The sequence below is a fragment of the Flavobacterium sp. KH_035 genome (assembly GCF_057839565.1).
Genome location: NZ_CM174492.1, coordinates 1,323,618 through 1,336,181, shown reverse-complemented (window position 1 = coordinate 1,336,181; position 12,564 = coordinate 1,323,618). Strand labels below are relative to the sequence as shown.

Here is a 12,564-nt window from a genome sequence, read left to right as displayed (position 1 = left end):
TCCCATAAGTCTTTTTTAACGATTATTTAGTATATTTGTTCTTACACATTTAAACCAGATATCATGAAAAAGCTAGCGTTATTACTCCTTATTTTAGCGAACTTAACTTTTGTTCAAGCCCAAAATTCTGAAAAAGAACTTATTCAAAATACTGAAAAAGCGGTAAAAAAAATAAATGATACAATAGAAGATGAAGGATGGAAAGCTAAAGGAACTGTCTCTCTTTTACTAAATCAATCAAGCTTTAACAATTGGATTGCAGGAGGCGAAGACAGCTTTTCCGGAACATTAGGTATCAACTATGATTTCAATTACAAAAAAGAAGATCTTACCTGGGACAATAAAATCCTGGCTTCTTACGGTATTTTACAAACTAAGAATACAGATTTTGGAAAAAAGACAGATGACCGTCTTGAATTCAATTCAATTGTAGGTAAAAGAGCTTTTGGAGAATGGTATTATTCTTATTTCCTGAATTTTAGAACCCAGTTTACTACTGGTTACGTTTATGGGAAAGATGCAAACGGAAAGGAAATTAGAACCGAAAACACCAAATTCATGTCTCCTGGTTATCTGACTACCGGTCCTGGTATTTATTGGTCAAAAGATGAAAATCTTAAAGTAAACTTTGCCCCTTTAACTTCAAAATTCACTTTTGTAGACAACGCTTACACTTCAGGAATTGATCAGACAACCGGTTTACCCTATGTCGATGGCGCCTATTTTGGTGTAGATGCGAATAAAAGTATGCGTTACGAATTAGGTTTCTATGCTTCAGTTTATTATAAATTGGCCATCATGACTAATGTAACTGCAGAAAACACTTTGAACCTGTACTCTAATTATTTAGAAGATCCTCAAAATGTAGACATCAATTACTCCTTGAACATCATCATGAAAGTAAACAAATTTTTATCTGCCAATTTATCCTTTCAGGCCATTTATGACGACAATGCTTTTAAAGGTTTTCAAACCAGAGAAGTTTTCGGCTTAGGAGTTAATTTCGGTTTCTAATAAACAAAAACGGCTTTTGAGTAATTCAAAAGCCGTTTTTGTTATTCTTCTTCTTTTTCGATTGCATCTTTATAATCCGGATACAAAAACTTATTATATGGGAATCTCGTGATATGAATCTGACGAACTGCTTCGTAAACTATTTCTCTGAATTCCTCAAAATTCTCTTTTTGTGTTGCCGAGATAAACAAGGCATTATTTTCTCCAACATTACCCATCCAGGTTTGCTTCCATTCTTCAAGTGTGTAATGTCTTCTGGTTCTTTCGGTAATCAAATCATCTTCATCGATCGTTAAATGTTTGTAGGCATCAATTTTATTAAAAACCATGATCGTTGGTTTATCATTACTCTTGATCTCTAGCAAAGTCTGATTTACCGATTCGATATGATCCTCAAAATCAGGATGTGAAATATCTACAACATGTAATAATAAATCGGCTTCACGAACCTCATCCAAAGTACTTTTAAAAGAGTCAACCAATTGTGTTGGTAATTTTCTAATAAAACCTACCGTATCCGACAATAAGAATGGTAGATTTTTAATAACTACTTTTCGAACGGTAGTATCTAAAGTTGCGAATAATTTATTTTCAACAAAAACATCACTTTTACCAATTGCATTCATGAGCGTCGATTTTCCAACATTGGTATATCCTACCAGTGCCACACGCACCATCGCACCGCGATTACTGCGCTGGATACTCATTTGTTTATCGATTGTTTTGATTTTGTCTTTTAACAACGAAATTCGGTCACGTACAATACGCCTGTCAGTTTCGATCTCGGTTTCTCCCGGACCACGCATACCAATACCACCTTTCTGACGCTCAAGGTGTGTCCACAACCCCGAAAGTCTTGGTAATAAATATTGACATTGCGCCAATTCAACTTGCGTCCTTGCATAAGAGGTCTCAGCTCTTTGGGCAAAAATATCAAGAATTAAATTCGTACGATCTAAGATTTTACAATCTATAATTCTGGAAATATTCTTTTGTTGTGATGGTGATAATTCATCATCAAAAATTAAAGTCGATATGTCGTTTTCTTTTACAAAAAGATTGATTTCATCTATTTTTCCTGTCCCTACAAAAGTTTTAGGATTTGGACGTTCCACTTTTTGCGAAAAGCGCTTAATCACTTCACCTCCTGCTGTAAAAGTCAAAAACTCTAATTCGTCCAGATATTCGTTAAGTTTTTCTTCACTCTGATTTTGAGTTATAATACCTACAATGGCGGTTCTCTCAAAATTTATAACTTCTTTTTCTAACATAGCTTTGAATAAGGTGCAAATTTAATGATTTGTAAGGTACTAACGCTTATAGAATTTCTTTTTTAAGTTCTATTTGGGAAAATACCCTATCTTTAAAAAACTCCAAATCCCAAACTTCAATAAACAATTGGAATTTGGGATTTGGAATTTCAGTTTTAAAATTTACGTTACTCGTAAATAAAAGTCTTCTCTGTTTTTACAATTCCGTTTTCCTCCACCTGAGAGCAAGAAATCGGGAAATTCAGTTTATTGTATTTGTATTTTCTGCTCACTCCAACCAAAACAGTAGAAGAAGGGCTAAAAACAATTTCATTATTAGGAGAGATTGATTCAAAACTAAATTCTTCTTCATGATAGGAGATCATCGGTACAATTACTTTATAATTGTCTCCAAACAATTTTTTAACAATCAGAAGATCAACCGAATTTTTATCATCAAACGTAAAACTTTTCGAAATTTTATCTCCTACCAAACCTTTATGTTTTATGACATTATCATTGAAATAAACATATTCAATTTTCCCAATAATTGCTTTATTTCTGTCACGTGAAGTACGTCTCACAATGATCCCGTTTTCAACAATATATTCGATATCATCCACTAAATTCTGGTGATTGGTGCTCTTTTTGGTAGTTACTTTTACTCTCGCTCCTTCGTAGCCAAAAGTTACGACTTTGGTAATGTAATCATTCCCTTCCTGGTATTTTTTTACAAACTTTGTAATGTTATTATCTGCATCATAAGTATAATTCACAACTTCTTTCCAATCGCTTCCAACCTTATCCTTTACTGTCATATCCAATAATCCTTTGGTGTTGTAAAAGAAATGCTGAATAACATCTGAAGTAGTAATGGTTTGTATTTTTCCGTCTTTAAAAACAATTGTTTTGTTTACAATTTCACCATCTTTAGAGTTTTGGTAATTTGTTTTTACAATATTGATTTGTTTCAGTCTGACAGGTGCAGTATCCTGATTCTGACTGTGCACTAAGCATGGAAAAACCATCATTATGATGGCAATAAAGTAGGTTTTCATAGTGGTATTTGTATTGATTTGGGGTGACCAAAATACAAAATTCTACTAAATTTTAACAGTTTAAATCTGAAAAACACTGCACTATTAAATTATCCGCTAAAAATCAACCTCTTAACTACATCAATGAACAAAAGCCATTTACTTTTCGGCGAAAATCCTGACGTCGTCAACCATAAAAGCTCCATTTAATGTTTTATCCTTACCGGAACCCGTATATTTAAATGCAATATGAATGTTTCCTGAATATGCAGATAAATCAACTGCTCCGGAACTTATAAACGTTCTTGCAGGTGTTGACAAAGAAGGAAATTTTGCTGTTAATTTTGTCCACTTCGCTTTGGTTACATTCGAGCCGTCAAAATTAGTTGAAACATAGACTTCCAATATATTTGATGGTGAATCAATCTTTAAATCATGCTGTGCACTTCTAAATGATAGAGTTGAATTTTTATACCCACTCAAATTGATTTTTGGAGTGACCAACCAGGCGATGTTAACAGCAGCTGTTGTGCTTGTAGTATTAAATTCTGCATAACCATTTCCGGCATACAACATGCTTTTCCATAATTTTGAAGCTTTTTCTACAATATTGCTCCAACCTGGCAGAGTAAAATTTACATTGTTTTTTACCGATTGAAAATCTTCTGCAAAAAACGGAACATTTCTTTTCCCTTTCATCTCCAGATCTTTTTCTGATCGGACCATTAGTTGATAATCTGATCCAAATTTTGTCAAAATCCCCCTCACTTTACCACTCCCTTCCGGTACAAAATTAGCGGCAAAACCAGCGTAACTACTTGTTCTGAAAATAATCTGATTACCGCTTTTATCTCGAAGGTTCCAATTTGTCGAACCACCTATATTGTTCGATTCTTCAAAATAACGACGCCCAATCGCTTCCTCGGTAAACTGAACTTCTTTTAGCTCAATCAGGGTATTGAGTCTCTCATCGCTTAACGCCTCTTCAACTGAAATTACTTTTACCAATCGACTTTCATCAATTACGGTACATGAAGCATTGAGAACACTTTTATAATCAGTTTGCGAGACTCTGCCAATTGTTGGATCTCCCGAATTGCTCACATATAAACTTCCAATACGCAAACCACCGAAGTACAAATCTGTAAACTGATTCTTCAATTTAATATTCACTTTGGCTCCCACACGAAAATCAATGTAAATATTAGAAACATCGACCGGAACATTAAATCCTATTGCCGGTATTTTTTCTGTTGGTATAGTTTGCAAAAAAAGGGTCTTGAAAAAATTTCCTCCTTCATCACTCGATATTACATAGGCCTCAATGACATCGTCATACCCATATTGTTTCGGAACAAGCCCCGAAACATCCTTAACCCTTTGAACCTTCTGATTTACTACTAAATTGGGCTGTGTACATTCCAACTTTGGAATTTCGATTTCATTATTACAACTATAAATAAGGAGTAATAATAAGGCATAACCGAAAATTAAAAATCTATCTTTCATTTCAAATTAATTTTAAAATTTTTACAAACTCATTGTAAGGTTTACGAAATAAGTTCTTCCATATCCATAATAATATTTAGAACCAAATGATGGTGTTCCACTGGATACATCCTGATTAAGAGCCCTAAAATTAGCATTCCGAGCCTGTTCAAAACCACCCGTTTTGTAGCTAACATCCAGAACATTATTGATACTCCAAAAAAGCCCAATATATCTATGGGATATGCGCCAGGATTTTCCACCTGTAATGTTTAATAATGAAATTGGATCGAATTTTTCCTGTTTCAGTAAAGCTGCCGTCCGTTCTTCAGTTGCTTCCGGAAATGCAAGACCATTTACCGAATTTTTATAAAACCGATTTGTTCTTGCGATTGGCGAAACATCGATGTAACTCTCAGACAAATAATTAATATTTGCTCCCAACCACCAATATTTAGGATCTCTGTATTCTAATCCAACCGAAAAAGCTTGTTGTGGCATACCGGGTTGTTTGTAGTTTTTAAGGTACGATTCTCCAAAATCAAAAGCAGATGGAGTGTTGTCTTTCCCTACATTAGCATCATTCGTTATTGTTACATTGGGATTACTGCTATAAATATAGTTTCCATATGCTGTAGCTAAAACAGTTTTTAATGTTGATGAAATTTGATATTCCATACTAAATTCCAGTCCGATATTTTTCTTATCCAAGTGTGTTAAAGTCTGACTTACAAAAGCATCGGTATTGTTATAACTTGCACCTTTATCGAAAATTCCTTCGGCATAGAAAAAAGAAGTTCGGGTTGTGTTTTTGATCAGTGTGTAATAAACTGTTGAGCGAATCTTAAAGTTCGGGGAACGAAAAACATGGTTTCCTTCGACACTGCTGATGTTTTCATTTTCGATTCCGTCGACAACTGAGTTATTCAATCGGGAATTTGAAAACGTATTTCTTAGAGATGGCGCTCTGGTAAGATACATTCCGTTGAAAAACAACCATTGTTTTCCTGAAATTTTATATGTTAAACCACCTTTAAAACCAAAATTTTCAAACTTCACATCTTTACTTTTTCCAAGAGAAGAGGCTGGATAAATTCCATTTTGATACAATCCTTCTCTCTGGTAATTGGAAACGGAATAAGACTGAGCTAAATAAAAATCTGTCTTTTTGTAATTGAATTTAAACTGAGTGAAAGCATCAATTGTTGTTGCTAAAAAATTGTAATTGTAACCATAAGTATCTCCTTCTTTTACCTGACGATTGGGGTTTTGCAAATCTGACTGTGCTTGGTTTCCTTTATAAAATGCATCAATATCTTCAAAATATTGTCCTCCCAGCAAGTCTAAAAGATACTGAAACTGATGTGATTTTAAACTCCTAAAAGTAATTCCTCCATCAAAAGCACTGTTCTCTGTTATTTGTATGTTTAAATTTGAGTTTACGGCAAAGGTTTTATCGTCTGTTCGGTCTTCATATAAAACATAATGACTTTGAGCAAACTCATATCCATTAATTATTCCATCCGAATTCAATATTGGTTTCTGGTTCGCACGATACAGCTGATTCCAATCGATCTGACTGTTTTCAAGAAACTTTGTTTTTGCTCGTTCGGCATTTATATAATCGGGGGTAAAATCTCCTGAAAACTCCCCATTGTCTTTTCCATAGATCGAGGTGTAATAACTCGGTAGCTTCTGATAATATACAGGGTCCGGACTGGCTGTATTTTGATAATCGATTGTACTGTTTCCTACTTGACCAAATTGATACATTACACTCGAATTCAGATTTGTTTTTTCGTTTATTTTGTAATAATGATTTAGCATCAATAAAGGTTCTTCGACTCTTTTTACCCTCGCGTTTCGTTTTTCTCCACTTTGAAATCCCCAATAAGAATTGTATTTTTCATTCGTTAGTTGAGTAACCTCAGCTGTATTTGCTGAATTTTTCCCTCTCGAATTTGGTGTATAAAATCCGGTAAAATTCAACGACTGTTTGCCGTTCAGTTTTTTTTCAACACTCACAAAAAAAGACTCCGCTGCAAAATTTGTTCCTTCAAAATAACCCTCATTTGACCAACGCTTCCCTGCCGAAAGAACATAAGCCCAACCAGAAGCATTCATTCCTGAAGCATAAGTTGCGATGGTCCGCCAGTTGTAGGTTGTGTTGCTCCCTGAGATGGAAAGCTGACTGCTTTTCCTGTAGGTTGAAGCACGTGTAGTTATTTGTTGTGTCCCTAAAATCCCTCCGAAAGTATAGTTTGAAGCGGCTGCGCCAATCGAAAACTCCTGATTTCGTAATACATTGTTCAGGCCTCCCCAATTACTCCATTGTGGCCTTCCATCATAAATTTTATTCATGACCATGCCATTAAGCATCATTGTTCCGTTTTCACTGTCTAAACCCCGAATCCTAAATCGGGCCTGTCCCCAATTGAACGCGGAAGCCTGCATAAAGACATCTTTTGAAGATTGTAAAAGACCTGAAGTCATTTCAGATGAACTATTATCCTCCGAAAGATCGCTGTCTAATAGCGTGATTAACGCTGCTGGTGTCTCATCTGAAAAATTATCTTCTAACGGTATCATGCCCAAATCTACCTTTTGACCTGAATTAGATTGTATCTTTAAAAGAAGATCTTTATAACCCTGACTGTGTATCCATAATAATTGTTCCCCCTTTATAACAGCATGCAACTCAAATTTTCCCTTTGCATTGGTTAATTGTGTTACCGAAGAATTCTGTATGTTTACTACGACATTCACCAGAAGATTTTGAGTCTTTGCATCGACCACAGTACCTAAAAAAGTAGTCTGTTCTTGTGCAAATAGAAGACCAATAGGCCATAAAACAAATAATAAGACACATTTTTTTGTCATGAAAACCCCAATTTACTTTTATAATTTAGTTTTAAGATTGAATTGGTTTTGATTACAAAACATTCAATCTCTTACATCAAAAGATAAAATTGGTTCTTGGAAGGAAATAAAATAATAAGTTAAAACTTACTATTTAAGTTCAGGATTCAAATATAAACAAAAAACAATATGAAAATATTTTCTTGTTAAAAAAATATTTAAAAATGCGATACCCACAGTAATTATTTTTACTCTTAAAAATTTTGTGTTTGTTTAAACTAGGTAGTTACTCTGATTTTAGAAACCATAAAGGCTATTAAAACTCCGAAAATTCCAATAAAAGCAAACGAAAACTGAAGTCCAAAAGTTTCCGCAATATGTCCGATAACCGGTGGTCCCATTAGGAAACCCAGAAAACTTACACTCGAAACAATGGTTAAAGCTTCTCCGGGTGGAACTGTCGGATTTTTTCCTGCCATACTGTAAACTGTAGGAACTATGGTCGCAACTCCTAAACCAACAGCCATAAAAGCAATAGTACAAGGTATAAGATAAGGAAGAAAAACGGCTGTAAAAAGTCCGGCTGAAATCATGACTCCGCTAATTTGCATCACACGCTCACGTCCGAATTTATTAATCAGTCCATCTCCTAAAAATCGTCCGCTTGCCATCATGATCATGAAAGAAGTGTATCCTAAAATTACTAGTGGACCCGGTGCTTTTACAACATCTTTAAAATATACTCCGCTCCAGTCAAACATAACGCCTTCGCTTGCCATACTGCAAAATCCAATCACACCAAGCCAGATTAAAGCACTGTCCGGTTTTACAAACAGTTTTTTCTTCTCGTCTTTAACTTTGATCTTCTCTTTGGCCTTGATTAAAAATTTAAAGTTAAAAGCGATCATCAATAATACAATTCCTGCCACTATCATAAAGTGATGAAGAGGGCTCAATTTTAAAGCCAGCATTCCTAAGCCTACTAAAGCTCCGGTAAATCCGGCAAAGCTCCACATTCCGTGAAAAGAGGACATTATTGTTTTTCTAAAAAGTACCTCAGTATAAACTCCTTGCGTATTAACAGCAATATTGGCAAGATTTCCAAACAATCCAAAAAGGAATAACCCTAATGACAATTGTAGGACTGTTGTAGCCAGACCTAAATTGGCCAGGCATAAAACATACATAATTAAAGAAAAGATTAAAATTCGATGGCTCCCTAATTTTGTAACCATCTTACCCGAAAATGGCATAATAAGCAATTGCCCCATCGGCAAAGCAAAAAGAATAGATCCCAGATCTCCTTCGGTTAAATGTAATGCCGTTTTGATATCCGGAATCCTGCTTGCCCAAGTTGCAAAACTCAAACCCATTCCGAAATAAAACATCCCAACAGCAAAACGAATTCGGTTTAAATAAGAGATTTTAGCTTCTCTGTAAACTTTCTTAATTTTTCCTTTGGTTTGGAATAGTGCTAGTGGATTGAAATTGATCAAAATGATGCGTTTAGGATTTAACACTATAAAAGTACTAAAAAGCTACTTTGTAGCCTATAAAACCTACCAGTTCCTCAATTTACAACGTTGTATGTTTATAATTTTTTTTCTAGGAGCAAAGGTTCAAAGTGACAGAGAAATAAAGATTTTCTGTAGGGCACACTGCAATACTTAATACAGCTATAAGAAATTATGCTGTTTTTTTGCCATAGACTTTAAGGATTAAAAAAATCTTGCAATCCTTTTAATCCTTAAAGCTGTAGACAAATTTTCTACAAATTAATTACTTTTTGCTGTGTATGACTTGCGATTGCCGCTTCGATAATCTGCATTACTTTTACTCCGTCCTCCGCAGTAACTGGTTCTTTTTTATCCTTTACGATAGCATCATAAACACCATCAAAAAAGGAGAAGTAGTTCCCCTGAAGCGTTGGAATTTTTTCCCTAATTTGTTTTCCATCAATTTCGGTGTGCAAAAGCCCTTGTAATATTTCTGATTCTGTTCCCCAGGATTCAAGATTAGGTTTTTTACCTAATTTTAAATCATCTTCCTGAACATCACCACGAGGCTTTAAAAAAGATCCTTTTTTGCCCTGAAGCACATAAGCAGGATTGGCTTCTCTCACAAAGAAACTGGCTTTTAAACGAACTCTGAAATTTTCATAAATCAGCAATAAATCAATCCAATCGTCAACCAACGTATTCGCTCTGGTAAAACGAATGTCTCCGAAAACCGATTTTGGAGAACCAAACAAACAAACTGCCTGATCAATTAAATGTGGCCCCAGATCTTTCAAAATTCCAGCCCCGTCATTTATCGTTTCTTTATGTGCTTTAGGGCTTAATAGCGGATTGTATCTGTCAAAATGAAATTCGGCTTCAACCAAATCTCCTAAAACACCATCGCTAATTACTTTTTGGACGGTTTTGAAATCACTATCCCACCTTCTGTTTTGAAAAACGGCTAATTTCAATCCTTTTTCCTTTGCAATCGTAGCTAATTCCTGAGCTTCAGCTACTGTCGTGGTAAAAGCTTTTTCGACTACTGCATGTTTTCCACTCAAAAGTACTTTTTTGGCATACTCATAATGCGTTCCAACCGGTGTGTTTACAATGACCAAATCGACATCATCTGCCAACAAATCTTCAATTGATGAATAACTTTTTACAGCCGGATAATCTTCCTGAATGAGTTTTTTACTTCTTTCCCAGGAACCTAATAATTCAAATCCTTCATGTATATTTAAAAATGGAGCGTGAAATACCTTCCCCGACATTCCGTATGATAGTAATGCTGTTCTAATTTTTTGCATTGGGTTTGTTTTAATTTGTTTACCACGAATCACCAATTAGAAGAAATTAAATTTGTGAATTTGCGGCGAATAAAAATATTAAAGTTTAGCTCTTTCGTATTGTTTGGGCCATTGAATTTCTTCGTTTAATTCTTTGGCAAAATCCAAAGGCAAATTCGGATTTCTAAGTGATTCTCTCGCAAACAAAATTACGTCGGCCTGACCACTACTTAAAATTTCTTCGGCTTGTCTCGCTTCTGTTATTAAACCAACAGCACCTGTCAAAATAGAAGCTTCTTTTTTGATCTTCGCTGCAAAGGGAACCTGATAGTTTGGCTTTAAAGGAATTTGTTGGTGCGAAACTAATCCACCTGACGAAGTATCGATTAAATCAACTCCTTTTTCTTTTAAAATTATTGAAAGTTTCACTGATTCTTCCGGATTCCATCCTCCTTCAGCCCAATCGGTGGCAGAAATCCGAACCAATAATGGTAAATCGGACGGCCATTCTGATTGCACCGCGGCTACAATTTCTAAGGTAAAACGGATTCTATTTTCAAAAGCTCCTCCATACTCATCAGTTCTGACATTTGTTAAAGGTGATAAAAACTGGTGCAGCAAATATCCATGCGCTCCATGAATTTCCATAACCTGATAACCTGCTTTAACGGCTCTTTTGGTGGCGGCTTTAAAATCTGAAACTACTTTTTGAATTCCATCCTTATCTAAAGCTTCTGGAAGAAAAGGTTCATCATCATGATATGGTATAGCACTTGCCGAAACAGTATGCCATCCACCCTGAGCGATATCCAGTTTTTTGTTACCTTCCCACGGTGCCGAAACACTTGCCTTTCGTCCTGCATGCGCCAATTGAATTCCGGGAATCGCATTTTGCGACACAATAAATTTATTGATGATTTGAAGTTTCTCAATATGTTCTTCTTTCCACAAACCTAAATCTGAAGGAGAAATTCTCGCCTCAGGAGAAACTGCAGTGGCTTCCTGAATGATTAAACCCACCCCTCCACTGGCCCGACTGCCCAAATGAACCAAATGCCAATCGTTTGCAAATCCGTCTATTGCCGAATATTGACACATGGGTGAAATAACGATTCTGTTTTTTAAAGTAATATTTTTTATTTTAAGCGGTGAAAACAATAATGAAGCCATAGGTGTAACTTTTTTTAATGATTTTACACTATCAATTGGGTAAGTTAGTGTATCAAAAAGTAAAGTTAAAGCATCTATTCAAAAATAGAAATCTAAATGTTTATTAATTAACAAACATTTAAAGCAAATTTTGTTTGCTCCACAGCTTTTAGTATTCCTTTTTTTGATCGAGCAAACTGTTCTGATTCCCGGATTCATCTACAACACCATAATATACCTTATAGAACATACTCTATACAGACATAAGAACTTTATAAACGTAATACCAAATTCCGGAGTAATCATTATGATTTGTCTCCCCGCAATTTTATAGTATTTCACTAAGTATTTTTTCCCTTCAAATCCTTTACTTTTTTTTATTATTCTTATAATTTAAAACAATTATTACTGCAACTACTAACACCATAATAATTAGCACTGTAAAAGTTAGAAAAACTTCGCTGCTTACTTCTTCCGTTGTTAGCTTCCCATAATCAAACCCTTCTGATTCCATAATTTTAAAACCGTTCATTCATACTTTCTAACAAAATCATTTTCGTCTGATTCTTTTTTGCTATGACAAACTTATCAGAGTTCCGTCTAATAAAATTGGACGGAACTCTGAGCCTCCAAAAATTTCTTTCGCTTCTTCATCTTTAATTATACTTAGAGAATAATGTAATACTAATTCAAACGAAGTTTCATAATAAAAACTCTCTCTCTTTTTGCAATACTTTAAAGGCGCATCAAGTTCTTTGATTATTTCCAGTTCATTATAAAGCTGACTTCTGCTTAGAAACATTCTTTTTGCAAAAACAGCCGGAGAACCTGTTTTTTCCTCACAGATTAACTCATGAATTCTTTTAATTCGCTCTATTTTCTTTATAAAATCCATCGTCTGCATTAAAAAATAAGTGAAACATAAACCCTTAAAAACCCACTATTATTTCTTCATAAAGAAAACTACATTTTTAAAAAG

General features: G+C 34.8%; 10 protein-coding genes. 1 reads left to right on the top strand and 9 read right to left on the bottom strand.

Annotation, left to right across the window (positions count from 1 at the left end):
* Positions 1-63 precede the first annotated feature (63 nt).
* Positions 64-1,014 (top strand): DUF3078 domain-containing protein, encoded by a 951-nt coding sequence (locus tag AC3IS6_RS05890; RefSeq protein WP_173965386.1) that lies wholly within the window; start codon positions 64-66, stop codon positions 1,012-1,014.
* 41 nt (positions 1,015-1,055) lie between these two features.
* Here the strand turns inward: AC3IS6_RS05890 and hflX are convergent, their stop codons facing one another.
* The 9 genes from hflX to AC3IS6_RS05845 form a co-directional block, all read right to left on the bottom strand.
* Positions 1,056-2,285, bottom strand: a complete 1,230-nt coding sequence (gene hflX / locus AC3IS6_RS05885) for a GTPase HflX (protein ID WP_489164077.1) — start codon at positions 2,283-2,285, stop codon at positions 1,056-1,058.
* A 167-nt stretch (positions 2,286-2,452) separates the two neighbouring features.
* Positions 2,453-3,322, bottom strand: a complete 870-nt coding sequence (locus AC3IS6_RS05880) for a hypothetical protein (protein ID WP_489164076.1) — start codon at positions 3,320-3,322, stop codon at positions 2,453-2,455.
* 138 nt (positions 3,323-3,460) lie between these two features.
* Positions 3,461-4,810, bottom strand: coding sequence for a DUF5689 domain-containing protein (locus tag AC3IS6_RS05875; RefSeq protein ID WP_489164075.1), 1,350 nt, complete (start codon positions 4,808-4,810; stop codon positions 3,461-3,463).
* 21 nt (positions 4,811-4,831) lie between these two features.
* Positions 4,832-7,669, bottom strand: a complete 2,838-nt coding sequence (locus tag AC3IS6_RS05870) for a carboxypeptidase-like regulatory domain-containing protein (protein WP_489164074.1) — start codon at positions 7,667-7,669, stop codon at positions 4,832-4,834.
* 257 nt (positions 7,670-7,926) lie between these two features.
* The gene (locus AC3IS6_RS05865; RefSeq protein WP_489164073.1) at positions 7,927-9,144 is read right to left on the bottom strand and encodes an MFS transporter; all 1,218 of its coding nucleotides are present in this window, start codon (positions 9,142-9,144) and stop codon (positions 7,927-7,929) included.
* 272 nt (positions 9,145-9,416) lie between these two features.
* Positions 9,417-10,457 (bottom strand): Gfo/Idh/MocA family oxidoreductase, encoded by a 1,041-nt coding sequence (locus AC3IS6_RS05860; RefSeq protein WP_489164072.1) that lies wholly within the window; start codon positions 10,455-10,457, stop codon positions 9,417-9,419.
* A 78-nt stretch (positions 10,458-10,535) separates the two neighbouring features.
* On the bottom strand, positions 10,536-11,606 hold the full coding sequence (locus AC3IS6_RS05855) for an NADH:flavin oxidoreductase/NADH oxidase (RefSeq protein WP_489164071.1): 1,071 nt from the start codon (positions 11,604-11,606) through the stop codon (positions 10,536-10,538).
* A gap of 346 nt (positions 11,607-11,952) precedes the next feature.
* A complete protein-coding gene (locus tag AC3IS6_RS05850) occupies positions 11,953-12,099 on the bottom strand; it encodes a hypothetical protein (protein ID WP_489164070.1) in 147 nt (48 codons plus the stop codon).
* A 60-nt stretch (positions 12,100-12,159) separates the two neighbouring features.
* Positions 12,160-12,480, bottom strand: a complete 321-nt coding sequence (locus AC3IS6_RS05845) for a hypothetical protein (RefSeq protein WP_489164069.1) — start codon at positions 12,478-12,480, stop codon at positions 12,160-12,162.
* Between the last annotated feature and the right edge of the window lie 84 nt (positions 12,481-12,564).